Source organism: Dethiosulfatarculus sandiegensis (assembly GCF_000931935.2).
GTDB lineage: Bacteria > Desulfobacterota > Desulfarculia > Desulfarculales > Desulfarculaceae > Dethiosulfatarculus > Dethiosulfatarculus sandiegensis.
This window is the reverse complement of sequence record NZ_AZAC01000032.1, coordinates 40023-63703: the sequence shown is the minus strand read 5'-3', so window position 1 is coordinate 63703 and position 23681 is coordinate 40023. Positions and strand designations below refer to the sequence as shown.

General features: G+C 50.7%; 21 protein-coding genes. 19 read left to right on the top strand and 2 right to left on the bottom strand.

Annotated elements, in window-relative coordinates; genetic code table 11:
- The 6 genes from X474_RS17265 to X474_RS17245 all read left to right on the top strand — a co-directional run bounded on the left by X474_RS17265 (position 1) and on the right by X474_RS17245 (position 5510).
- Positions 1-1170 carry a DeoR/GlpR family DNA-binding transcription regulator gene (locus tag X474_RS17265; RefSeq protein ID WP_044350662.1) on the top strand — a complete coding sequence of 390 codons (1170 nt, stop codon included), beginning with the start codon at positions 1-3 and terminating at the stop codon, positions 1168-1170.
- Between the two features lie 649 nt (positions 1171-1819).
- A complete protein-coding gene (locus X474_RS27315) occupies positions 1820-2293 on the top strand; it encodes an AAA family ATPase (protein WP_044350661.1) in 474 nt (157 codons plus the stop codon).
- A 97-nt stretch (positions 2294-2390) separates the two neighbouring features.
- On the top strand, positions 2391-2735 hold the full coding sequence (locus X474_RS27310) for a cupin domain-containing protein (protein ID WP_082464460.1): 345 nt from the start codon (positions 2391-2393) through the stop codon (positions 2733-2735).
- A gap of 116 nt (positions 2736-2851) precedes the next feature.
- Positions 2852-3364 carry a GNAT family N-acetyltransferase gene (locus X474_RS17255; RefSeq protein ID WP_044350660.1) on the top strand — a complete coding sequence of 171 codons (513 nt, stop codon included), beginning with the start codon at positions 2852-2854 and terminating at the stop codon, positions 3362-3364.
- A 390-nt stretch (positions 3365-3754) separates the two neighbouring features.
- Positions 3755-4198: a MarR family winged helix-turn-helix transcriptional regulator gene (locus tag X474_RS17250; RefSeq protein ID WP_052515346.1), complete on the top strand. Its 444-nt coding sequence runs from the start codon at positions 3755-3757 to the stop codon at positions 4196-4198.
- Between the two features lie 130 nt (positions 4199-4328).
- Complete coding sequence (locus X474_RS17245) at positions 4329-5510, top strand: MFS transporter (RefSeq protein ID WP_044350658.1); 1182 nt, start codon at positions 4329-4331, stop codon at positions 5508-5510.
- A 57-nt stretch (positions 5511-5567) separates the two neighbouring features.
- On the opposite strand, the gene X474_RS17240 is transcribed toward X474_RS17245, so the two are convergent.
- A complete protein-coding gene (locus X474_RS17240) occupies positions 5568-7193 on the bottom strand; it encodes a GGDEF domain-containing protein (protein WP_044350656.1) in 1626 nt (541 codons plus the stop codon).
- A 349-nt stretch (positions 7194-7542) separates the two neighbouring features.
- On the opposite strand from X474_RS17240, the gene X474_RS17235 reads away from it, so the two are divergent.
- The 13 genes from X474_RS17235 (at position 7543) to X474_RS17170 (ending at position 22071) form a co-directional block, all read left to right on the top strand.
- Positions 7543-8568, top strand: coding sequence for an aldo/keto reductase (locus tag X474_RS17235; protein WP_044350654.1), 1026 nt, complete (start codon positions 7543-7545; stop codon positions 8566-8568).
- Positions 8569-8850: 282 nt separating this feature from the next.
- Entirely contained in the window at positions 8851-9549 is a 699-nt protein-coding gene (locus X474_RS17230; protein WP_044350653.1) for a tetratricopeptide repeat protein, read from the top strand.
- Between the two features lies 1 nt (position 9550).
- On the top strand, positions 9551-10234 hold the full coding sequence (locus X474_RS17225; protein ID WP_197282166.1) for an ABC transporter ATP-binding protein: 684 nt from the start codon (positions 9551-9553) through the stop codon (positions 10232-10234).
- A complete protein-coding gene (locus X474_RS17220) occupies positions 10234-11472 on the top strand; it encodes an ABC transporter permease (protein ID WP_044350651.1) in 1239 nt (412 codons plus the stop codon). The genes X474_RS17225 and X474_RS17220 overlap by 1 nt, the downstream gene beginning before the upstream one ends.
- On the top strand, positions 11465-12247 hold the full coding sequence (locus X474_RS17215) for an outer membrane lipoprotein-sorting protein (protein WP_082464458.1): 783 nt from the start codon (positions 11465-11467) through the stop codon (positions 12245-12247). The genes X474_RS17220 and X474_RS17215 overlap by 8 nt, the downstream gene beginning before the upstream one ends.
- The gene (locus X474_RS17210) at positions 12247-13551 is read left to right on the top strand and encodes a hypothetical protein (protein ID WP_044350648.1); all 1305 of its coding nucleotides are present in this window, start codon (positions 12247-12249) and stop codon (positions 13549-13551) included. Before X474_RS17215 ends, X474_RS17210 begins: the two co-directional genes overlap by 1 nt.
- A gap of 385 nt (positions 13552-13936) precedes the next feature.
- Positions 13937-14989, top strand: a complete 1053-nt coding sequence (locus tag X474_RS17200) for a sensor histidine kinase (RefSeq protein WP_197282165.1) — start codon at positions 13937-13939, stop codon at positions 14987-14989.
- Positions 14964-15725 (top strand): LytR/AlgR family response regulator transcription factor, encoded by a 762-nt coding sequence (locus tag X474_RS17195; RefSeq protein WP_044350645.1) that lies wholly within the window; start codon positions 14964-14966, stop codon positions 15723-15725. The genes X474_RS17200 and X474_RS17195 overlap by 26 nt, the downstream gene beginning before the upstream one ends.
- 376 nt (positions 15726-16101) lie before the next feature.
- Positions 16102-17181 (top strand): BMP family ABC transporter substrate-binding protein, encoded by a 1080-nt coding sequence (locus X474_RS17190; RefSeq protein ID WP_052515343.1) that lies wholly within the window; start codon positions 16102-16104, stop codon positions 17179-17181.
- 75 nt (positions 17182-17256) lie between these two features.
- On the top strand, positions 17257-18786 hold the full coding sequence (locus X474_RS17185) for an ABC transporter ATP-binding protein (RefSeq protein ID WP_044350643.1): 1530 nt from the start codon (positions 17257-17259) through the stop codon (positions 18784-18786).
- Positions 18783-19850: an ABC transporter permease gene (locus X474_RS17180; protein WP_197282163.1), complete on the top strand. Its 1068-nt coding sequence runs from the start codon at positions 18783-18785 to the stop codon at positions 19848-19850. The genes X474_RS17185 and X474_RS17180 overlap by 4 nt, the downstream gene beginning before the upstream one ends.
- A gap of 7 nt (positions 19851-19857) precedes the next feature.
- Positions 19858-20790 carry an ABC transporter permease gene (locus tag X474_RS17175; protein ID WP_044350642.1) on the top strand — a complete coding sequence of 311 codons (933 nt, stop codon included), beginning with the start codon at positions 19858-19860 and terminating at the stop codon, positions 20788-20790.
- A 177-nt stretch (positions 20791-20967) separates the two neighbouring features.
- Positions 20968-22071: a metallophosphoesterase gene (locus X474_RS17170; protein ID WP_044350641.1), complete on the top strand. Its 1104-nt coding sequence runs from the start codon at positions 20968-20970 to the stop codon at positions 22069-22071.
- A 116-nt stretch (positions 22072-22187) separates the two neighbouring features.
- Here the strand turns inward: X474_RS17170 and X474_RS17165 are convergent, their stop codons facing one another.
- The gene (locus X474_RS17165) at positions 22188-23450 is read right to left on the bottom strand and encodes a Glu/Leu/Phe/Val family dehydrogenase (RefSeq protein WP_044350640.1); all 1263 of its coding nucleotides are present in this window, start codon (positions 23448-23450) and stop codon (positions 22188-22190) included.
- Positions 23451-23681 lie beyond the last annotated feature (231 nt).

Here is a 23681-nt window from a genome sequence, read left to right as displayed (position 1 = left end):
ATGAAATCAGGGATAAAAATAAGAACACAAACGGGGCATCCAGATTATTATAAAACTAAACTAAGTCATAAACCTTTCTCAAAGTATGCAATTGCATTACGTGCCGCAGCTGAATTATCGGAAGGTGAATCCTTTCTTATAGATGCAGGATCATCATTAACACCTATTGCCAAAATAGTCAAATCAATAGGTAGTTCTAACGCAAATTTTACGCACTACACAATAATGACCCACAACAATGCCGCGTTCCAAGCGTTACAAGATGTTAACACGGATGCGCGCTTTAATGTTTTTTATACTGGTGGCCGTTATGATAGAGATCTAAACGCCTCTTTTGGACATCAAGCTGAATTGGCTTATAAGGATTTTAATCCACATTGGGTATTTATAGGCCAAAATGGAATGGAGGCACATCAAGGCTTGTTTTGTCATGGTAACACTGAAGAGTTATCACTTAAGAAAAATATATTTGCGATGCCAACACTTAAAAGAGTCATAATAAGTGACTTTGTAAAAATAGGCCAATTAAGTGGATTAGTTTTTGGTGAATCGTCCGAACTAACTTCGAATGTAACTGGTTGTTACGTATTTACTGACGATATCCATGATGACAAATTTAAGTCGTATATTAAAAAAAAGGGAATCGAGAAGCAGCGATTTGATGAGCAATGTAGAATTCTTGTAGAAACGTATTTTGTGAAAATTGTGAAGGTGAATTATGAGGTTGAAATCATATCAAATGATCTGATTAATTTATCTCAATTGGGGATTGATGTAATCGATATTCATGGTAAGTTTTTCCTTAAGGAACCAACAACAGCTATAGAAAATATTATAGATAAAATTAAAAGGATTTCAGGTAATTTAGAAGAAAATAAACTAGGCAATGAAATTACACAATATGAAAATATTAAGTATAGGATTCACCTAAAAAGTAGTGATTTAACCGCAGATTCAAATACATGTAACTCTGCAACAGTAGACACTGATTCTGGAAATGTTAATACTGATTATGGATATGTTGATATATGCTTTAAATTTAAATTTGATGATTCCATTAAAAATGATAATTCAATAACATTGAAATCTGTTGATACTGAAGTGGATGGAGTTAATTTAAATTGGGGAAATAACGGTACTCCATACTTAAAAACTATAGAAAAAGAATAATTTATATGACTAATATAAAGCCTATTTCTATTGTCTTTCGTCGTGTGATTTGAAAAATTTATTTGTTAAATCTGTAATCAATTGGAATAGTACAGGAAAGTATTTACACATTTGTACAGTGATGGTATTGACCTGACAGTCGCCTCCTACTGGATTGGTTTTTGAAAGGCCTTTTGGTCTTATTATTTTTCGGTTCGAGATTTAAATTTTTCAACCCGTCCGTAATAACCTTATATTGTGTACTCCCGTTATTATTAGCATCCTGGTGAAGCATAATCATTTAAATTTGGCCTAACGCCAGGTAGAGGATCCCATTGAATATATTATTTACTTCTCGTTCCCAGGCTGAAGCCTGGGAGCGAGAATGAGTTGGCGGCTCAGCCGCTTTATCAACCATGACACGTTCCAGATATGGGATTTTCGAGAACTAAAGGCCTTATTCCCTGACCGGAACAGTGACAGCCTGGCTGCCGGTATTTGCCCATCCACAGTTTGCCGGGGTTACTTATCGTTCCCAGGTTCCAGCCTGGGGACGAGAAACAAAATGCTTTTCTAGTGCATCTGGTGGTTAACTAAACAGCCGCCGTATCTTGTGAGGGATGATCTAATTATTGTCATGAATAATACGCAACTGTAGAAGAATAAACTTATACTTATTGGAGGCGCTCCTGGCGTCGGTAAGTCAACCATTGCGAATATCATATATAAGAAAATTCATAACTCAGTCTGGCTGGATGGAGATGATTTATGGAGAATGAATCCCTTTAATGTAAATGATAAAACAAAGGATATGGTTATAACTAATATTCAGTTTGTTTTGAACTCATTTTTGTCGGGTAGTTATTCAACCGTTATATTTACCTGGGTTTTGCATTTGGATTCTATCGTTGAACTAATACGCTCTGCTATAAGATATGATCATAACTTTTTTCATTTTACGTTGGTATGCGATGAAAAAATATTACAGGAAAGAATAAATTCGGATAATGAACGAACGACCGACATTTGCCTTGCTTTGGATAGGCTGCAAAAATCCAGATTAGTTAATTCAGAAATTATTGATACTTCGAAATATTCGCCGTTTAGTATTGCCAATTTTTTAAAAACCAAAATTATTTCATAACCAGGCGTTACACCGGACCAACTATGCTCAACTGTAAGAATATTTTACTTCTCGTCCCCAGGCCGGAGCCTGGGAGCGAGAGGCAGAAAGCAAGACTATGATTGTTAAACGATGCTCGGTGGACTCGATTGATTTCAATGGAATACAGATTCGGGATTATACATCCAAACTGGACAGCCGGTCCTCATTTGCCGTTGTTACAGTACCTTCGGGGGCTCTTCATGTAGAGTCCTGGTCAAGACGCTCTGATAAATATTATTATGTAATCTCCGGAAGATTAGAGTTCACACTCGACGGAGAGCAACAAGTTCTATCCGCAGGGGATCTTTGCGTTGTGTCAAAGGGGCAGCATTTTTCTTATCAGAACCGGGAATTGAAGGAGGCTCAGGTTTGTCTTGTACATACACCATCTTTCGACCTCAATTCGGAAGTGTTTATATGAAAGTAAGATAGTTAAACAGTAGAACCTGTAATTTCAGCCTTGAACTTAATCCTATTTTTCAAAGCCATTGGCATTGCCGACGGTTGCTGAACATAGCGTTATGTTGCGAAAGTACCATGAGCAATATTATTTTGAGCACGCAAAGACTAAGATTGGAAAAGATTGAAAAAAGTCATTTCAATGACCTATTTGCCCTTGTCTCTAATCCAAAGGTGCAAAGATATTTTCCAACAACCTTGAATAGAAATGAAGCCAGGGAATTCTATGAGAAAATTCAAAATCGCTATGAAACAGACGGATATTGTTTCTGGGCGGTCGTGAGGCAGGATGACAATCAATTCATTGGGATTTGCGGAATTTTGAAGCAAGAGGTTGATGGCCAAATTGAAACGGAAATTGGTTATCGAATCCTCGATGAATTTTGGGGAAAGGGATATGCCACAGAGGCAGCGGAAGGTTGTATTAAATATGCCAAAGAAAAGCTGAAAAAAATTTCCGTTATATCTCTTATCCTGTCTGTGAATGCTCCTTCTATAAAAGTTGCGGAGAAAAATGGGCTAAAGTTTGAGAAAGAGTCAATGTTTCATGGACTGCCCCATAATGTATATAGGTTGTTCTTAAAACAGTGACATAACACTTTTATCAAGTTGACTACTCCCACGGTATTGCGGTCTGTTGTTGTGCCAGTGATTCTCCTCCCATTATTTTTTAAGTAATTTTATTGGCCTGACAGCCGCCTTATATGGAATGGGTTTTCAAGCGGCCTTCTTGGCCTTTTTCTTTTTTTTGGGCTTCAACTTTTTCAGTCCTCCCGTTAATATTGCCGCCCTGGTGGGGTGCACCCCCCCTAAAATAGACCCGACATCAGGTAGAGGGTTTCATTAAACGCATTGATTTAGTATTCCTTCTCTTGACAATACTTGTCATGACGATTATTGTTAAGGCGATTATTGCCGTGACAATGTAGGACCTCAACCCAATCGTCTTGCCACTTAAGGGCCTTTAACTAGGGGGTTTTTATGAAGTTCAAGGGCAAAGAAGTAAGACTTTCCCAGCGTACAGGGCATTTGATCTCCCTGGTTGCGGGGCTTACCCAGGTGAATTTTGACCGTCGCCTTAAGCCATACGGAGTCACCAGGTCCCAATGGATAATCATGGCCGCGATTACCGAAGAAGGGGCTGAGACTGCGGCGGATATAACCAAAATCATGACCCTGGACGCCACGGCAGTGACAAGGTTGGTCGACAGGCTCGAGGCCAAGGGCCTGGTCAGGCGAATACAGGATAAAGCCGACAGAAGGGTCAACCGCCTTGAGCTTACGGAAGAGGGGCAAGACCTGTACCCGGTTTTAAGGGACGAGGCCGATAAAACCCATGATCAGTTTTTTGGCTTTTTAGCGGAAACAGAAGAAAAGCACCTGGCGGAGTTATTAACCAGGATAAAGAATAATTTGTCTGGTTAGTTAATAAAAATAATCAGTTGTGTGCTTTTGTGCGTTTTCTTTTCGCTGGCCGGTCCAGCCAGGGGAAAATCCATATAAGTAATTGAAGAGACGCTTACCTGGTTTATCGGGAAGCATAAAGAGACTAGCAATGAAAACAGAAAAGAATCCGGTCGGACCGACTATATTATCAGTTGCCCTGTTGACCATCATGGTGGGAGCGGCTGTTGCACCTGCTTTTGCCAATATCGCTCAAGCTTTTTCAGGCACCAGCCCGGAAATCGTCAACCTGATCCTGACCTTGCCTTCACTGATGGTGGTTTTCTCATCTTTTATGGTGAGCAGGCTCACAGAGCATTTTGACCGGAAAAACATTTTGTTGGTTGGGCTGGTTATCTATTTGATCAGCGGGGTGGCCGGCGGCTTTGCCCAGGATATCTACACTCTGCTTATATTCAGGGGGCTTCTCGGAATATCAGTGGGCCTGATAATGCCCATATCCACATCCCTGGTCTCTGTTTTTTACGATGGCAAAACCGCGGTTAAAATGATGGGCTGGATCAGTGCCTCAAATTATCTGGGCGCAACTTTGGCCCAGATAATTTCCGGCCTCATAGCCACCATATCCTGGCGGTATGCTTTTTTCTCTTATGGCCTTGCCCTGATTGTCATTGTAATGGTCTGCATCTATCTGCCCCGGGGAGGAAAAACGGAAATAAAAGTAAGGGAGAAAGTAAAGCTTCCCGTAAAGGTGTATCTCTATTCAGCCGCAATGTTCGCCTTGATGGTGGTGTTTTTTATTGTCCCCATGAATATCAGCTTTTTGATTCAACACAATAATATGGGCGGGGCGGCTGTTTCCGGCCTTGCCTGCTCCTTGATCAGCGGCGCGGCTTTTTTGGTGGGAACTTATTTCCAGCGCATAAAGGATTCATTAAAAGGATTTTCGGTTCTCACCGGTATCATCGTTATGGCCGCCGGGCAGGGGCTGCTCTTTTATGCCGGGGGGATTATTACGATTTCTTTGGGCGTTTTCCTGGTCGGTTTGGCAGGGGGGTATCTCATGCCCTATTTATTACATTCCACCAGAGTCGCAGTCGGGGTGGAACAGTCGGTTAAAGCCATGTCCGTCATCACCTGCATGCTCTATCTTGGCCAGTTTTGCTCCCCGTTGATCATTGACTTCATTGGGCGCTATTCAGCGTCTTACGACAATCTGGGCCGCTTTGAAGTGACCTTTGCCCTGTGCCTCAGTGCGGTTGTTGTTGCCTTGATTCAGCTTGTGCTATTCGGGAAAAGGGTCGGGGTTGAAAATCTCTCAAAGGTGGGGTGATGAAGCCTGATTCAAGATTTTTTCCGGAATTATATTAAAGTCAGCCGCAAACTATGTCTAAGAACTCTCCACTATCTTGTCTCTTCCGGTTCTTTTGGCTTCGTTTAACAATAATTCCAAGCGGGCCAAAAGAGAAGCCGGTTCTTCGCCAAAAGAGCATTGCCCAAAGGACACTGTCGCTGTCAGCGATATGGGGGGTAATTCCAAATAGTTGAAATTTATGTTTTTTATGCAGGATTTTACTCCCTGGGCAGCCAAACGCGCCTTTTCAAGGGGGCTGTTTTGCATCACCACTACAAACTCACTTGTGGTGTAGCGGAATATTTTGTCGGAATTTCCCAGAATGGAAAGAACGTGCTTGCTGATGTTGGCCAGGGCCCGGTCAGCGGCCACACCGCCCCAGGCCTTGGCAAGGCGGTGAAAGTCATCTACGGTGAAAATTATCATGGAAAGGGGCGAACCTTCATGGCAGACCGGCATCTGGTTGAGCCAAAGGACCAGAGCCCTTTGATTCCAGACTCCGGAAAGCGGGTCGGTAAGGGCGCTTCTGGCCAGACGCAGACCCCTTTCCTTGACCGCCTTTACCTTGCTCTCCGCCTGCTTGAGGGCGACTTTTTCCTTTTCCAGCTCCTCCATGGCCAGGTTTACTATGCCTGCCTGCTTCTCCATGGCCTGGTCCATGTCCCGGCGCAGGTCTGAGAGGCGATTCAGGGCCAGGTCTTTTAAATGGTCCAGGTCTTCGGCCTGGTCAATATCCTGGGTCATCTGGTCCATTGAGGATTGAAAACGGCTGTTTTGGATCTGACCCTCATCCAGGAGCTGTTCCCCGGCCTGGGCCATGGAATTGCTGAATTCGGTGCGCAGGCGGATAACCTCGTTCAGAACGTCTTCCAGCGCCTCCAGCGCCTCTGTGTGGCGCTCCTCCAAAAGGTTGCGGAACTGTTCCATGAGATCCCCGGCCAGGGCCAGGGCGGGCCGGTCCAGTTCGCCGGTCCTTTGGAACTGGTTCACCGCCATTTCAACCCGTTCCACCTGGTTGTCAAAAAACTGATCCCCGGCCCGCATTCCCTTGAGCAGGGCGTTCACCATTTTCCAGCCCAAAAGAAGCTTGGGATGGGCCTTGGAGTCGTCCATTTGTTTTTTAAGGCCCCTTTGCGATGGCTCTTCTTCAGAGAGCAGGGCCTCCTTTACCGCAACAGAAGCCTGTTCCACGGCTGCTGTATCGACCGGATGGGTTATGACGGCCTTTTTCAGGCGGATCATGGCCCTGCCCAGGGGGGTGCCCGGATCTGCCGGGCCCAAGGATGTGAGCACGTTTATGGCGCCTAAGAAAATATCTCTGGCCGCCAGGTCGCAGGTTTGTTCCGCACCATTTGCCTGGGGTTGATCAGGTTCGGATTCCATGAGCATAAGCGCCTTGCCCAGGTCCTCCACCACCAAGGCCAGCCTTTTTACATCCACCTTGCGGGCCGATACTGCTTTTTGCAGTTCTGCGATGGGGCCTTTAAGGGCGCCGGGGGCGTTTTCCCGGGCCAGGGAGGCCAGGGGATACACAGCCTTGCGATAAAGATTAAGCAGTTCCGCCTGGTTTTTTTCCAGCTCGTCCAGTTCCCTGACCAGCCGGTTAACTCTTTTCTGCAGGAGTTCGGTGCGATTCGGTGGTTTTTGGTTGATTTCTACCATGGGCTTTTTGCCTTAACTCCCCTGGGAGTGTATCGGAAAAATTGCCTTTCGCGAGCCTCCCCAAGATCAACAGGTCCTTCACAAGCGGGTGCTTGCCCGCTTTAGGGAGGCCCGGTTAGACCAGCGCCTAGCCTTTAGTATTATATACCAAAGCGTTAAGTCAATAAGTCCTTGTGTCTTCCTAGTAAACCGGTTGGGAAAACTTGCACTGGGGTATAGAATAAATAATCGGAACATTCGTCCCGATCCTGCTGGGATAACTACTATTTGAGTATCTGATTGGGCGTTTTCCGGAAAAAATCAAATCCGGCATGAAGCCGGGTGCCGCAATGCATTCCAAGGAGAAACAATGAACACAGTAAAACTGGGCAAAACCGGACTTGAAGTTACCGAAATAGGCCTGGGAGGCATACCTCTGACCAGAATGGGCACGGATAAGGCAGTTTCCTTGATCAGGCACTGTGTTAACGAGGGGATCACCTTTTTCGACACAGCCTATATGTACGGGATCAGCCAGGACATGATGGGCGAGGGGCTTTCACCCGTGCGGGAAAAGGTGATCCTGGCCACCAAGAGCATCAAAAGGGATGCAGCCGAGTGCGAAAGGGAGTTCAACGAAAGTCTGGCAAAACTCAAAACCGATTACGTGGATCTTTTTCAGTTTCACAATGTGAGCAAAGACGGCGAGATGGAAGAGATCCTGGCCCCGGGCGGGGCCTACGAGTTTGCCCTAAAGGCCAAGGAACAGGGCAAGATAAGGCATATCGGCTTTTCTTCCCACCACCCGGACCATGCCATTGCCTGCTGCGAAACCGGTAAGTTCGAGACGGTTCAGTTCCCCTTTAACTTCCTGGAGGCCGAGCCCGGCCTCAGGGTTTTTGCCGCAGCCGAAAAACAGGATATGGGCCTTATCGGCATGAAGCCCTTGGGCGGCGGCCTTTTGAACCGGGCTGATTTGTGCTTCCGCTTTTTACAGGGTCATCCCAAGGTTCTTCCCATACCGGGGATCCAGGACCAAGAGGAAATAGACGAGATTTTGGGTCTCTACAGGAACCGCAGGCCCCTTGACCAAAATGATGAAAAGGATATCCAAGCCTTTAAGGATTCCTTGGGAACCAGGTTCTGTCATCGCTGCGGTTATTGCATGCCCTGTACTGTGGGGATCGATATCCCCAGGGTGATGCTCTTTAAGACCACGGGCAGCAACTTCCCCTTTGAGCAGGTCAAACCCCTTTATGCAGAGCCCATGGCCCAGGTTGATGAGTGTATTGAATGCGGCGAATGCCTGGGAAAATGCCCCTATGATCTGCCTATACCGGAAATGTTGAAAGAGTGCCAGGCCTTGTATAATAAGGCATTGGCTGCGAATAAGTAGCTGATAAGTTATGAACATTTAAAAGCCGTCCCTGCCCGTGGCAGAGGGCGGCTTTTTTGCCGGATACTGTTAATAAATTATTAATTTATTATTTTATTAATATCTTTCAGCCCTTCGGACCGCTTTTCTCTGCCTTTTAAGTCTGCACTTTAATCCCCAAATAAACCGTTTATGACCCGTTTTGAGCCGTTGGTCGCGGTTCTATTCCCTCTTGTGCCAAGCCCTGCCATGCTTCAAGCCAGACAATGATTAAACACGGTTTTTTTAATAAGGGTGGATGCCATGATCAGACAAAAAAGCACAATTTTCTTGGCTTGCGCGGGTTTGGTCCTGTCCATACTGCTGGGCTTTTTTTGTTCAATGGCCAGGGCCGAGGATTTTTCTCAATTGGCTTTCCTGCCGCAGGAAGAACTTTTCGCACAGGTTGCGGTTCTTGAAAAAAGGACCAAGGCCAATTCCGATGATTTTCCGGCCTGGAAGGGGCTGGGAATCGCCTTTCATATTTTAGCCTCAGACAATGAGCCGGAGTTTATTTCAAGGTCAGTGGATGCCCTTAAAAAGGTTCTTGCTCAAACACCCCGGGATTGGGAGGCCATGTGCTATTTGGGCAGCTCAACCACCATGCTGGCCACCACCACCTGGAACCCCATGGCTAAGCTTGATTTTGTCAACCAAGGGGGAGCCCTTATGGACAAGGCCGTTAAAAACGCGCCTTCAAACATCACGGTGCGCATGACCAGGGGCTGCAATTCCCTTGAGCTGCCGGGTTTTTTGGGCAGAGGTGAACTGGCCCTGGAGGATTTCTGCCGCCTCGCCCAATTGGTGGAAGGCCTTCCGCAAAGCGCAGACCCGCTTAAGTTGTCTGTCTATGAAAAATACGCATTTTGCCTCAGGCAGGACGGTCGGGAAACAGAGGCGGATCACTATAAAAATTTGGCCGCAAAGTTATCAGAAAAGCATTTGTCGGAAAGGAAAAAATAAAGTGCCGCTTATTGAGACCAGGAGATTAAAGAAAAACTACCAACTGGGCAAGGCCCTGGTTCCTGCCTTGCGCGGGGTGGACCTGATCGTCGAAGAGGGGGAATTTGTGGCTGTGTGGGGGCCTTCCGGCTCGGGCAAGAGCACCCTTTTGAACCTGATCGGCACCATAGACACCCCCTCTTCGGGGAATATCTCCCTTAAAGGCAGGGATTTGAATGAATTTGACGACAACGGCTTAAGTGAACTGCGCAACCAGAGCATTGGCTTTGTTTTTCAGAGTTTCAATCTGGTGCCGGTTTTCAATGCCCTGGAAAATGTAATGTTGCCCTTACAGATCAAGGGTGACAAGGCTGGATCCGCCCGGGAAAAGGCGGCCCAAAGGCTCACCCAGGTGGGTTTGAGTGATTTTTTCGCCCATCGGCCGGACAGCCTTTCAGGGGGGCAAAGGCAAAGGGTGGCGATTGCCCGGGCCCTGGTCACCGATCCCAGCCTGGTGATAGCGGACGAACCCACCGCCAACCTGGACAGCCAGACCTCCGCCGAGATCATCGAACTGATGCAGAAGTTGAATCAGGATCAGAAAACCACCTTTATCTTTTCCACTCATGATCAAAGGCTTTTGAATCGGGTCAAACGTTCAGTGCGGCTCATAGACGGACGTATTGCCCAGGAAGAGGTGTACTGATGACTGCCTGGCTCAAAATGGCATTTCGCAATATTTTCAGGAATAAAAGGCGCTCCCTGGTCACCTTGTTGGCTATCAGCCTGGGATTGTCCGCGGTGAGTCTATTCAAGGGTTATACAGACCACACCTATCAGGGGCTGCGTCAGGCCGCCATCAGGGGCGAAGGCCTGGGTCACCTGGTGGTCTATAAAAAGGGCTTCAACGCCTTAGGCAGCCTGGAGCCGGAGAAATACCTCTTAAGCAAAGATGAGATGCAAAAGATAGCCGAACTGGCCGGTCAAGATGAACGGGTGGTTTTGGCCACCCCTCAACTTTACATCTCCGGTCTGGTAAGCGATGGCCGGATCTCCCGCATATTTTTGGGCAAGGGCGTGGTGCCGGAGGATGAAAGGACCATCAGGGGAGGCATGGCCGCCATGTACCCGGTCAAGGGAAAAACCATGACCAACAGGGTGCCCTATGGGGTGGAGCTTTCCCAGGACCTGGCCAGGCAGCTTAAGTTCAAACCAGGCAGCGAAGGCGTGGTCATGGGCGCGACCTTTGAGGGCCAGATGAACGCCTTGGATTTTGTGGCCAGGGGGGTCTTTGATACTGGCCAAGATGCAACCAATGACAAGTACATCCGGGTTCCCTTTGCTTTTGCCCAGTCCCTTTATGACACAAACCAGGCGGACCGCATGGTGATCCTCCTACAGAACTGGCAACAGACCGAGGCGGTTGAACAGAAGCTTGAGATCGCCTTTAAGCAGGCGGGCCTGAACCTTGAGATGCGCACCTGGCACGACCTTTCGGTGTTTTTCCAAAAGGTGAAAGGCATGTTTGACTCCATGTTTCTGTTCATCTTCATCATTGTCTTTGTGGTGGTGGTGATGAGCGTGGTCAACACCATGGGCATGGCCGTCATGGAAAGGACAAGGGAAATAGGGGCGTTGCGCTCTCTGGGGCTGAAGAAAAGGGGAGTCAGCCTGCTCTTTGCCCTGGAAGGGGCGCTGTTGGGGCTTATGGGCTCTTTGCTTGGGGTGGTTATTACGGTGTTTGTCTGGGCCATGATCCTTGTTTGGGAGCCCACCTACATTCCCCCCGGAATTTCAAGCCCGGTTCCTCTGTTGGTGAACCTGCTGCCGATTCCCATGTTGAGGTTTTCCGGAATAATGATCTGTCTTTCCCTTTTGGCTTCGATCATTCCTGCCAAAAGGGCTGCCGGACAGAAGGTGGTGGAGGCATTGGGACATGTCTAAGAAAAGGATTTCAAGCAAAATGTTCAGGACAACAGGTTTGATTATGGGGCTTTTCATTGTGAGCGGATTGTTTTGGGGCCAGGCCGCGGCTCAGGCCGGGGAGCTCAACCCGGCCAGGATTCTTGAGCTGGCCGACCAGGCCAGGGGAAACGTGAAAGGGGTTAAATGGCGTATTGATCTCACCAGCCAAGAACGGGAGCGGGTTCAGAAACAGAGCCTCTGCATCGAGGCCAAGGACTTCAACTGCCTGGCCACCACCCTTGCTCCCCCGAAATTAAAGGGAAGAAAACTCCTTATGCTGGATCGCAACATGTGGTTCATCAAGCCGGGCTTGAGAAAGCCGGTGCCGATTTCTTCCCGCCAAAAACTCATGGGCGGCGCGTCTAACGGGGATCTGGCCTCGACCAACTATGCGGGTGATTACGTGGTCAAAAATATCACCAGGGAAAAGCTGGACGGTGATCCCTGTTGGGTGATTGACCTTAAGGGCAAGACCAAAAAGGTGACCTATGACCGCATCCGTTATTGGGTTTCCGAAAGCCGCATGGTGGGGGTTAAGGCCCAGTTTTTCACCGTATCGGGCAAGCTCTTAAAGACAGCGGTTTTTGAATATAAAAACAGGATCAACACAGGAGAGGGTGAACATGCCTTTATCTCCAGAATGACCATAAAGGATCAGCTGCTAAAAACCAATACAACCACCATGGACTATTCCAGGGTGGAGATCAAAGAGATTCCGGCCTCCACTTTTAACCTGAACCTTTTGGTGCGGTGATGAAGAGGCATTTTGTAAACGGGCTTTTAATAGTCTGCCTTTTTTGGGGGACCGCCGCCCGGGCCGGGGAAGGGCTGTGGCAGGGCTTTCAGGATAATCTTGAAATGGATGCCAGGGCGATAACCTTTGTCACTAAAAATGATCCCGCGGATTCAAGTTTGAACCCCGGCAACCGGCTCATCAGGTTTGAGGATTACTGCGCCGAGCTGGAACTGAGACCGGATTTTTTCTGGGCCGGGGAAAGCCTTTTATTGAGTCTCAAGCCCAGGCTCAATTTGTCCTCCGGCTGGTGGAGTGCGGATCTTGACGACTCGGGCCAGAGGAGCGAGGCCAGGCTGTTTGTAAACGAGTGGCTGGCCAGGTTTCAGGTGAGCGACAGCCTGTTTATCTCCTATGGCCGGGAAAACCTGCAATGGGGGCCTTCTTATCTTTATTCGCCGTCCAACCCTTTTTTCCGGGATAACGGCCGCAAGAATCCGAAACGCGAGGTGGGGGGCATGGAGTTTGGCCGCCTGGTCTGGCTGGCAGGACAGAGCCTGACCCTTTCGATGATAGCCAATACCGGCCGGGGGCGCCAGGATTTCGGCAGCCTGGGGTTTGATGAGTCGCTGGCCTTGAAGCTGGATTATCAGGGCCTGGAGGATTATGCCGGGTTGATCCTGTCTTTTAAGCAAGAGCAGGGTGCTCGTTTGGGCTGGTTTTTAGGCGGACCGGTGAACGACGCTCTTTTACTTTATGCCGAGGGCGCCTTGACCCAAGGGGTCTACGCCCTTTATCCGCCCGGGCAAAACGCCCCCCGGAATCAGGGTATGGAGCTTTTGCGAAAAGACGAGACCGCCTGGGCTCCCCAGGTGCTTGGCGGCCTGAGCTACACCCTGGAATCCGGCCCAACCTTAACCCTTGAGTACACCTATTACGGGCCGGGCTATGATGAAGATGAGGCCCGGGCCTATTACCGTCTGGGGCAAGATAGCGGGCGGCTTTTCACCACTGCCGGCCCCTGGCAGCGGGTTGCGGCCCGCAACCTGGGCCAGGCCCTGGACCCGGGATTGATTTTCTTACGGCGCAATTACCTTATGTTTCAGGCCCGGCAAGGCGAGATAAAAGACTGCCTGGACCTCACCTTTCGCTATACCGCCAACCTGGACGACGGTTCGGGACGGTTTTTCTTTCTGGCTGATCTGTATGTGGGCGACCACACTCAGATTTTCGCCTCCCTGACCACGAATCATGGAGATGCGGAGAGTGAATTTGGCCTGCTGTTGGATTCCATGATTTTTTGCGGCGTTCAATATACTTTTTAATATTAGGAGCTTGTCATGGTTAGGACATGCGCCCTGGTTTTTGGCTTACAGATGTTTTCCGAAAAAGGAGCATCCAAAAGATCAGGTGGGATATTATCAATATACAGAAGGCCTTTCGGGCAAAGGATTTTTGGTTTTACCCGGATCAAACAACGTCTTAGCAGGAGAATCATACCGTTAAGCCTTTTGCTTGCAGGTGCTTTGGGGGCTTATCTTTGCCTCGAACTTGGTGTGTGGCTGATCTGGAATTACAATCAGCCCTGGCCCTTTTTCATGGATTTTGAACTGCTGGATTGGATTGAATATGCTTTCTAAGCTCTTGCACAGACTTGGGGGCGATAAAAAAAACCCCGACGATATACGACCGCGTTTTTGTAGAAAAGATATGGGGGTAAAGCTGGTTCTGATCAGCTTTGGCTACACCCTTATCTTTAATTCCATCATCGGCATATTTTTGAATACCATGAATATCGGCGATTCCTTTAGTCATAATTTCTGGTTTTCCCAATGCGTGGGCATATCGATCTGCAGCTTTGTTTTGTTTGCCTTTTATCTGCTGGCTCCGGAAACCAGGCTGGGGCATTTTCTCACTGTGGCCCTTGGCGTGACAGTGGGGGTGACGATCGGGGTTTTAATCGGCGGCTATGTTACCAACGACTATCATATGGTGCCTGCTGAAGGAGCTTTTTCCTCTTTTTTGAGGGTGGCCTTGGTGGCCCTGCTCTTTGGGGCGGTGATAAGTTATTTTTTTATCAGCAAAGAGCATATGCGGCTCAGTAAAATGGAGGCCGACGAGGAGCGCATAAAAAGGCTCACTACCGAAAAGCAGATGGCCCAGACCAGGCTCGGTCTGCTCCAGGCCCAGATAGAACCCCATTTTCTCTTTAACACCCTGGCCAATGTCAGGAGCCTGATGGAAAGCAACCCTGAGCAGGCCAAGGAGACGTTGGAGGATTTTATAGCTTATCTGCGCTCCAGCCTGCCCAAGACCAGGTCTTCCCTGAATACCCTTAATGAAGAGATGGAGCTTATAAAGTCTTATCTCAAGATCTTCAAGGTGCGCATGGGGCCAAGGCTTAAATTTGAAATAAACTTGCCCGAGGAATTGGCGGGTGTGTTGTTGCCGCCCATGCTCTTACAGCCCCTGGTGGAAAACGCCCTGAAACACGGCCTGGAGCCCAAGGAAGAGGGGGGGAGTATAAAGGTTTCCGCCGAGAGGCAAGGTGAAACACTTGTCCTTAAGGTGAGCGACACCGGCCTGGGCCTCAGTGGCGATCATTCTCCGGAAAAGGGGCTGGGCCTCTCCAATGTGCGCGACCGCCTGGCGGCTCTTTACGGTAATCAGGGTTCTTTGATCTTGCTGGAAAACCAGCCTCAGGGGCTGGAGGCTGTTTTGGAGGTGCCTCTTGCGGATGATGACCGCAATAATCGCGGATGATGAAAAAGAGCTGAGGGATTATCTGAGATCCTGCCTCAAACAGGTCTGGCCCGAGCTTCAGGTGCTGGGGGAGGCTGAAAACGGACGCCAGGCCCTGGCTTTGTTTGAGGAGTTCGATCCCCAGGTGGCATTTTTGGATATCCGCATGCCCGGACTGAGCGGTATGGATGTGGCCAAAAAAATAGGCGGGGAGTGCTGGGTTGTTTTTGTAACCGCCTATGATTCTTACGCAGTGGAGGCCTTTGAAGCCAGGGCTTTGGATTATCTGCTGAAGCCCGTAACCCAGAACAGGCTGGCCGAAACAGTGGAGCGCCTTAAAAAGCGCATCAGTAAGGATGACCCGCCCACAGAGCAGATGCAAGGCATGTTAAAGGATCTTTTGGCCACCCTACCCAAGGAGGACTCGCCCAAATACCTGCGCTGGCTGAAAATTCCCCATGGCTCGGGGGTGCGGCTTGTCAGTGTGGAGGAGGTGAGCTACTTTCAGGCCAAGGATAAGTACACCCTGGTCATGACCGCCCAGGGGGAGAGCCTTATTCGCAAGTCTTTGAAAGAACTTTCCCAAGAGCTGGACCCCGATCTCTTCTGGCCGGTGCATAGAAACTGCATAGTAAATGTTTCGGCCATATCCAAGGTTTCCAAGGGGTTCCACGGCAAAGGGGAGATATCCCTTAAAAACCGTTCGGAATCCCTGCCGGTGAGCAGAAATTATATGAAGCAATTCCGCATGATGTAATTTGAAAAAGCCTTTACTGAATAACCCGTCGGCCGATGGTTTTTTTGTATTAAAACAACAAGGCGTTTGCCTGCCGGCCACCCTGTGCTGTTATACTGGGCATAGCCTGTTGGCCGGTTTTTGTTTTTCAAGAAGCACTTATCCTGAAAAATGCCTATGAATAATCGCGTTTCTGTGACTGATCCGGCAATAGACTGATATTAAACTAAATTTTTTATTCTTGTTTTTCGCTTCCGGTTTTCTTTGTCAGCCTATGGGCGGGATAAAGACAAAAACAGGCATTTGCTGAAGCTTGTGTTTGTCAATAACTCCGGCTACAATAGCGCCTTGTTCAAAAAGTAGTTTAAAACGTAAATTTTACGGGGAGAGTCTAAGTATGCGTTGTCGTGCTATATTCATGGCATGTCTTTGCCTGGCGCTGGCCCTGGGGCTCTGCGTTTCGGCAGCCGGCCCGGCCATGGCGAAAGATAAAGTCAAGGCGGCCTGGGTCTATGTGGGCCCCATTGGCGATCATGGCTGGACCTATGCTCATAACCAGGGCCGTCTGGCCGTGGAAAAAGAGCTGGGTGTGGAAACCGCTTTTATGGAGAGTGTCTCCGAGGCTGACGCCGAGCGTGTCATCATGAACTTCGCCCGTCGTGGGTATTCGCCTATCTTTACCACTTCCTTTGGCTTCATGGACCCCACCCTGGCTGTGGCCAAGCGCTTCCCCAATCTGGCCTTTATGCATTGCTCCGGCTTTAAGCGGGCCAAGAACGTGGGCACCTATTTTGGCCGTATGTATCAGGCCAGGTATCTGACCGGACTGATCGCCGGCATGATGACAAAAACCAACAAAATCGGTTATGTCAATGCCTTCCCCATTCCCGAGTGTATCCGCCTGGCCAATGCCTTTACCATTGGCGTGCGCGAGGTTAACCCCAAGGCCAAGGTGCACGTGGTCTGGACCAACTCCTGGATCGACACTGCCAAGGGCAAGGACGCGGCCAAGGCTCTTTTGAGCGTGGACTGCGACGTCATCACCCAGGGTATTGATCCGCCGGGTCCCCAGGAAGCCGCTGCCGAGGCCGGTAAATGGTTTATCGGCTGGGATTCCGATATGGCCCCCATGGCCCCCAAGGTGACTTTGACCTCCACTCTGTGGAACTGGAAAGTGCTCTATACCAAGCTGCTGAAGCAGGTCATGGACGGCACCTGGAAGCCCGAAGACTATTGGTGGGGCATGGAAAAGGGACTGATCGATATCGCTCCCTTGGGATCCATGGTTCCCGAAGATGTCAAAAAGCTGGTCATGGCGCGCAGGCAGGAGCTTAAGGAAGGCAAGTTCACGGTCTTCAAGGGCCCGATCAAGGCCCAGGACGGCTCCGTGCTTCTGAAAAAAGGCCAGACCGCGGATGACAAGACGCTGCTTTCTATGACCACCTTTATCGAAGGTATTGTAGGCAGCGCCAAATAAGCATTTGTGATATCCAACTTTTATTCTTGTGTCCGCGGTTTTAAAAAACCGCGGACACTCGTTTAGTGTTTGCCCATGCCCGCAGAAAAAACACCCGCCATTGATATGCAGGGAATCGTAAAGAGGTTCCCGGGAGTCACCGCCTTGGCCGGTCTGGACTTTCAGGTCGGTAGAGGTGAAATTCATGCCCTTGTGGGAGAGAACGGCGCAGGTAAATCCACCTTGATGCAGGTTCTTTCCGGAAGGCTGGTGCCGGAGGAGGGGGAGGTTTCCATCCTGGGCAGGCGCATGCCCAAAGGTTCCCCCAAAGCGGCCATTGAGGCCGGGTTGGGAATGGTTTACCAGCACTTCAAACTGGCGCCTTCCCTCACCGTGGTCGAGAACCTGCTCTTGGGCAGGCAGATGAATAGCTTCCGTTTAAAGCTCGATGACCTGGCCCAAAAGGTGGAAGCCCTGGGCAAGGAGTACAAGCTGGAGGTCCCGCCCCACACCCAGGTCTGGAAGCTCTCCATGGGGGAACGGCAGCGGGTGGAGATCTTGAGGCTTTTGCTTTATGACGCCCGGGTGCTGGTCTTTGACGAACCCACCACCATCTTGACCCCTCAGGAGACCCTGGACCTGGTCAAGGCCTTGCGCTTTATGCGTGACCAGGGCAGAAGCGTGGTCTTTATCTCCCATAAGCTGGAAGAGGTCCTGGACCTGGCCGATCGCATAACCATTCTGCGCCAGGGCAGGGCGGTCACCACCTTGAACCGTGGAGAGGCGGACAAGGAGAGCCTGGCCGGGCTCATGATCGCCGGAGAGTGGGAGCAGGTAAGCTACCGGGCGGGCCAAGGGCAAAGAGACGAACACGCGCCTCTGCTTGAGCTTGAAGACGTGAGTGTGCGCGATGATCAGGGCATCTTGCGCCTGAAAGACCTGGACTTGAGTTTAAGGCCGGGGGAGATTCTGGGCGTGGCCGGTGTGGCGGGAAACGGCCAAAGGGAACTGGCCGACGTGTGCTGCGGCGCAAGGACGGCTGAAAAGGGTTCCGTAAAGGTAAAGGGCAGAGACCTCACCAACAAGGGGCCTTTTGCCTATATCAAGGCCGGGGTCGGTTATGTGCCTGAAGACCGGCACACAGACGGCAGCATCGGCATTTTGAACCTCATGGAGAACCTGATGCTGAAAGGGGTGCTTGACCGCCGCTTCAAGCGGGGCCCCTGGCTGGACTGGCCTGCCGGGAAAAAGCACACCGAGTCACTGATACTTGAATATGACATTAGGCCGCCCGACCCCAAGGCGACCGCCGGATCACTTTCCGGCGGAAACCTGCAAAAACTGCTTTTGGCCAGGGAGCTGGACCAGAAGCCCAAGATTTTGGTGGCGGCCTATCCCTTGCGCGGCCTGGATCTGGCTTCAGCCTCTTTTGTGGAAAAGGTGTTGCGCAATCATGCCGACCAGGGGGGGGCGGTATTGCTGATTAGTGAGGATGCGTCCCAAATGTTGAATATTGCCGACCGGTTTGTGGTGCTGTTCAGAGGCTCCACCAAAGGCCCCTTTGGCAATGGGGAGTTGAACCCGACTCAGATCGGCCTTTTGATGGCAGGTGAGGAGCTCAAGTGATCAGGCCTGTTCTTATACCTCGTGAAAAGCCCTTGCCCGGTGGCGCTTTTTTGGTCTCGATTGTATCTATTCTGGCCGCTCTTCTGGCCACTTTGCTTTTGCTCTATGTTTCGGGCGTGCCGCCTTTCAAGGCCATGAACGAGATAGTCATGGGCACCTTTGGCGACTGGTACTCGCTCTCCGAGGTAATCGTCAAGACCACGCCGCTTTTGATCTGCGGCCTGGCGGTCTCTTTGGCCTTTACCATGAATATCTGGAACATAGGCGCTGAAGGCCAGCTTTATCTGGGGGCCATAGGCGCTTCCTGGGTTGCGCTTGCCTTTCCCGGGCTTCCGGCCTGGGTGATGATTCCGGCCATGATGATAGGCGGCATGCTCGGGGGACTTTTGTGGGCCCTGGGGCCTGCCCTTCTCAAGGCCAAGATTCAGGTGAACGAGATCATAACCACCTTGATGCTGAACTATGTTGCCGTGCATCTGGTTGAGTTCATGGTTTTTGGCCCCTGGAAAGATCCCACCAGCTTTGGTTTCCCCATGACCCCGGTTTTCAGCCCCGCGGCGGAGCTGCCCGCCCTGGGAACCACCCGCGTGCACCTGGGACTGGTCATAGGCCTTGCCCTGGTGGTGCTGGTCTTCTTTCTGTTCAAGAAAAGCCGCTTGGGCTTTACCATGCGGGCCATTGGCGCCAACCGCTCGGCCTCGCGTTTAAGCGGCATGCCTGTTTCCAAAACCATAATCATAAGCCTGTGCCTCTCCGGAGCGGTGGCCGGTCTCGCCGGTATGGCCGAAGTGGCAGGCATCCAGCACCGCCTGCAACCCGGCATCAGCCCGGGGTACGGGTATACGGCGATTATCGTTGCTTGGTTGGCCCGTTTAAACCCTTGGGCCATGGTGGTGGTCTCATTTTTGTTTGGAGCCCTTTTGGTGGGCGGTGAACTTCTGCAGATCACCATGAAGGTCTCTGCCCACCTGGCCATGCTTATTCAAGGGCTGGTTTTGTTCTTTGTGCTGGCCGGTGATTTTGTAGGAAGATTCAGGGTGCGCTGGATCAAGGAAGAGGAATAGGCTTGCCATGCCGGAATTGAGTTTTATAACAGATCTTTTGGCCGCCTCCATTCAGGCGGGAACCCCTTTGTTGCTGGCCTGCCTCGGCGAGATTATAACCGAGCGTTCAGGCAATCTTAACCTGGGAGCCGAAGGGATGATGCTGGTTGGGGCCATGACCGGCTTTGCCACCGCCTATTTCACGGGTTCGCCTGTGTTGGGAGCCATTGCCGGTTCCCTGGCGGGCTGCGGCATGTCTTTGATCCACGCCTTTTTGACTGTGAGTCTGCAGGCCAGCCAGGTGGTCTCCGGCCTGGGGCTCACCATATTCGGGATCGGCCTGTCCGGTTTTCTGGGCGTGAATCTGGTGGGCCTTAAAGGCCCGGGTTTTGCCAAGATACCGATCCCCTTTTTAAGTGACATCCCGATTATCGGACCGGTTTTCTTTAACCAGGACGCCCTGGTCTATGTGGCCCTGTTGCTGGTTCCCCTTACCTGGTATTACCTTTTCCGCTCCCGGCCCGGACTCAGTGTGCGGGCTGTCGGAGAAAACCCTTCGGCCGCCGATGCCTGGGGTGAGTCCGTGGCCAAGATCCGCTACATCCATGTGCTCATGGGCGGCCTTCTGGCAGGTCTGGCCGGAGCCTACCTTTCTCTGGGCTACACCCATATGTGGATGGAGAATATGGTGGCGGGCCGGGGCTGGATCGCCGTGGCCCTGGTTATCTTCGGGTTCTGGCACCCCTTCAAGGCCGCGGCCGGTGCTTTTCTCTTTGGCGGAGTCGGGGTGCTCCAGTTAAGGGTGCAGGCAGCGGGCGCCCACATTCCCTCCTCTCTTTTGGTTATGCTTCCCTATCTGCTTACCGTGGGGGTGTTGATCCTCATCACCATGCGCCAGAGGCGTTCCGGCAGTGTGGACGCACCGGCCGCCCTGGGCCTGCCTTTCCGCAGGGGCGAATAATCTTAAATACATCCGGGTGAACCAGTGCTTGCCAAAAGCCCTGGTTCACCTGTAATGATTATAAAAAGGAATTTCACTTGGCCGGGGCGCGACTAAGTGAAATTTTTTTGAATCCAAAATTGGATTTCCCCGAAACCGGACCAAAGGCTTTATAAAAACGGCAAGTGGAGACCGAGTATGGGTTTTATCCTGTTTTTCAGCATCTTTACCCTGATATACGGTTTGATGGGCTGGCTGGTCTTCAGCCAGGTTGGCTGGACCTTGAACCTGACCGGCTGGCCGCGGCTTTTGTTGGCCCTTGTTTTTATAGCCATGACCCTGTCTCCCGGCCTCTCGGGTTACGCCGGAGAGCGTTACGGTCTTTATGCCATGATCACTTATCTTTGGCTTGGCCTGATCTTCTATCTTTTCTTGGGTTCCATCCTGATCGTTCTGTTCCGCACGGTTCATCTGGCTTTTGTCGCCCGAATTATAGGCTATCTGGTTCTGGTCTGCTCCGTGGGCCTTTTGACCTGGGGTTTTTTCCAGGCCAGGGATATCGGGGTCACCAAGGTTGAGATTGTAAGCGGCAGGATGGCTCCGGCCGCCAAACCCATAAAAATAGCCTTTGTCAGCGATGTGCATCTTTATTCCGTGGAGGGTGATTCCAGGTTGCAAAGGGTGCTCAAGGTTTTGAACGGCTTGGATTACGATATTCTGATTTCGGGCGGGGACCTAATTGAATCGGGCATTCACAGAAACGACTGGCAGCTTTTGGCAGAGGAAATAAAGAAGTTGCGCCCACCCCTGGGCAAGGTGGCGGTCAGGGGCAATCACGAAATCTATGCCAACATGGCGGCGGGCGAGGATATTTCGGCCCGCTTTCACAAGGCCGCGGGTTTTGATCTTTTAAACAACCGGCTTTTGGAGTTGCCGGCCTTGAGCATTGTGGGCATGGATGATCCCCACAGCCGGGAAAAGCCGGAGAACGGCAGCCGGGAGTTGGATCTTTTGAAAAAGACCAGTTCGCAAAAGCCGGTGCTTTTGATCAAGCACCAGCCCTTTGTGCAAGAAAAGACCAAGGGCCTCTTTGACCTGATGCTGGCAGGCCATACCCATGGAGGCCAGATTTGGCCTTTTAATTATCTGGTCGGAGTGCTTTTTCCCTATCTGAGAGGCGATTTTGACTTGGGGCAGGGAAGCAGGCTCTTTACTTCCGTGGGCGTCGGCACCTGGGGGCCGCCGGTAAGGGTGGGAACCAAGCCCGAGGTGGTCTTGATCACCCTGAAACCGGCTTCCTGAGACTTTACCTGTAAGCACACCGGCTGATTCCGCTTGCCTGGTGGAATCCAAGTTTTGGTCAATACATCAGGATGCGCGGTGTAAAAATACACCGCGCATCGTTTTTAGATCAATGATCAGGGATAAAACCCGCGCAGCTTCAAGGCCCTGGCTACACGTCCAATACCCAGAATAAGGGCCGCGGTGCGCATATCCACTTTCTTTTCCATTGCAATTCCATGCACTTCTTCAAATGAACTACAGAGCCTTTTTTCTAATCTGCGTCCTATTTCCTCTTCATCCCAAAGCAGGTTTTGCAGGTTTTGCACCCACTCGAAATAGGAGACCGTAACCCCGCCCGCATTGGCCAATATGTCCGGCACCACAAAGGCACCCTTGTCATGGAGGATTTTGTCCGCATTGGGGGTGGTGGGCCCGTTGGCTCCCTCGGCAATGATCCTGGCCTTGACTTTGGCGGCGTTTTTTTTGGTAATCACACCTTCCAGGGCACAGGGGGCCAGAATATCGCATTTAAGCTCCAAAAGCTCGGAGTTGGTTACGGAATCCCCTTTCATGCCGGGCTTGATCACACAGGAATACTGATTTTTGCAGGCCAATACTGCGTTAACATCCAAACCTTTGGGGTTGTGAATGCCTCCCTTGGAATCGCTTATGGCCACTACCTTAAACCCCGCCTTGCTAAAGGCGGCAGCCGCCACGCCACCTACATTTCCCGCTCCCTGCACCGCCACAGTGAGCCCCTTGGGGTCAAGGCCCAGCTGATGGCAGGCCTGAAGCGCCGTGATCACCACACCTTTGCCTGTGGCCTCGTGCCTGCCCAGGGAGCCGCCGAGCTCCAGGGGCTTGCCGGTTACCACGCCCGGTACGGCATAACCTCGCAAAATGCTGTAGGTATCCATTATCCAGGCCATTACCTGGGGGTTGGTGTATACATCCGGGGCCGGAATATCCCTCTCAGGGCCGATAATATTGGAAAGCCCCCAGGTGAAGCGGCGGGTTAGATTTTCTATCTCCCTACTGGACATCTCCTTGGGATTGCAGTTGACACCGCCTTTGGCTCCGCCAAAGGGGATGTTTACCACCGCCGATTTCCAGGTCATCCACATGGCCAGGGCCCTTACCTCATCCAGATCCGTATCAGGATGATAGCGGATGCCCCCTTTGTAAGGCCCGTAAACCCCGCAGTGCTGAACCCTGTAGCCGGTGAAGATGCGATAGGTTCCGTCATCCATCTTAACCGGCAGATGAACCGTCACCTCCCGATCCGTGGTTTTCAGGCGATCCACAAAACAGGTTTCGATCTCCATGTATTTAACCGCCGATTCAATTTGCTCTATGGCCATGGCATAGGCATTGGCCGCTGAATCCTTGGTTTCCATGGTCACCTCCCGCTAAGGGGTTATCCCTGCTTTCATGATAGACATTTAGTGGTACTGGACGCAAGCAAAGGCCTGAATCAATAGGCTGCCAGGGAGCCCCTACCGGAAAGCCCCCCCCTTTTTAACTGCCGGAAGTTTTTCCGAATTTGTGGATGTTTTGAAAAGCATGATATGAATTGCTTAGAGGTGTTTTATGGGCGGGAGAGGTGGTCCCCAAAAGTCGGACAGGTG

Excerpts from the sequence above, each read along its gene's own strand:
- X474_RS17265 (WP_044350662.1), top strand. The coding sequence starts at position 1 with ATGAAATCAGGGATAAAAATAAGAACACAAACGGGGCATCCAGATTAT.
- X474_RS27310 (WP_082464460.1), top strand. The coding sequence starts at position 2,391 with ATGATTGTTAAACGATGCTCGGTGGACTCGATTGATTTCAATGGAATA.
- X474_RS17255 (WP_044350660.1), top strand. The coding sequence starts at position 2,852 with ATGAGCAATATTATTTTGAGCACGCAAAGACTAAGATTGGAAAAGATT.
- X474_RS17250 (WP_052515346.1), top strand. The coding sequence starts at position 3,755 with ATGAAGTTCAAGGGCAAAGAAGTAAGACTTTCCCAGCGTACAGGGCAT.
- X474_RS17245 (WP_044350658.1), top strand. The coding sequence starts at position 4,329 with ATGAAAACAGAAAAGAATCCGGTCGGACCGACTATATTATCAGTTGCC.
- X474_RS17240 (WP_044350656.1), bottom strand. The coding sequence starts at position 7,193 with ATGGTAGAAATCAACCAAAAACCACCGAATCGCACCGAACTCCTGCAG.
- X474_RS17235 (WP_044350654.1), top strand. The coding sequence starts at position 7,543 with ATGAACACAGTAAAACTGGGCAAAACCGGACTTGAAGTTACCGAAATA.
- X474_RS17230 (WP_044350653.1), top strand. The coding sequence starts at position 8,851 with ATGATCAGACAAAAAAGCACAATTTTCTTGGCTTGCGCGGGTTTGGTC.
- X474_RS17220 (WP_044350651.1), top strand. The coding sequence starts at position 10,234 with ATGACTGCCTGGCTCAAAATGGCATTTCGCAATATTTTCAGGAATAAA.
- X474_RS17215 (WP_082464458.1), top strand. The coding sequence starts at position 11,465 with ATGTCTAAGAAAAGGATTTCAAGCAAAATGTTCAGGACAACAGGTTTG.
- X474_RS17210 (WP_044350648.1), top strand. The coding sequence starts at position 12,247 with ATGAAGAGGCATTTTGTAAACGGGCTTTTAATAGTCTGCCTTTTTTGG.
- X474_RS17200 (WP_197282165.1), top strand. The coding sequence starts at position 13,937 with ATGGGGGTAAAGCTGGTTCTGATCAGCTTTGGCTACACCCTTATCTTT.
- X474_RS17195 (WP_044350645.1), top strand. The coding sequence starts at position 14,964 with ATGATGACCGCAATAATCGCGGATGATGAAAAAGAGCTGAGGGATTAT.
- X474_RS17190 (WP_052515343.1), top strand. The coding sequence starts at position 16,102 with ATGCGTTGTCGTGCTATATTCATGGCATGTCTTTGCCTGGCGCTGGCC.
- X474_RS17185 (WP_044350643.1), top strand. The coding sequence starts at position 17,257 with ATGCCCGCAGAAAAAACACCCGCCATTGATATGCAGGGAATCGTAAAG.
- X474_RS17175 (WP_044350642.1), top strand. The coding sequence starts at position 19,858 with ATGCCGGAATTGAGTTTTATAACAGATCTTTTGGCCGCCTCCATTCAG.
- X474_RS17170 (WP_044350641.1), top strand. The coding sequence starts at position 20,968 with ATGGGTTTTATCCTGTTTTTCAGCATCTTTACCCTGATATACGGTTTG.
- X474_RS17165 (WP_044350640.1), bottom strand. The coding sequence starts at position 23,450 with ATGGAAACCAAGGATTCAGCGGCCAATGCCTATGCCATGGCCATAGAG.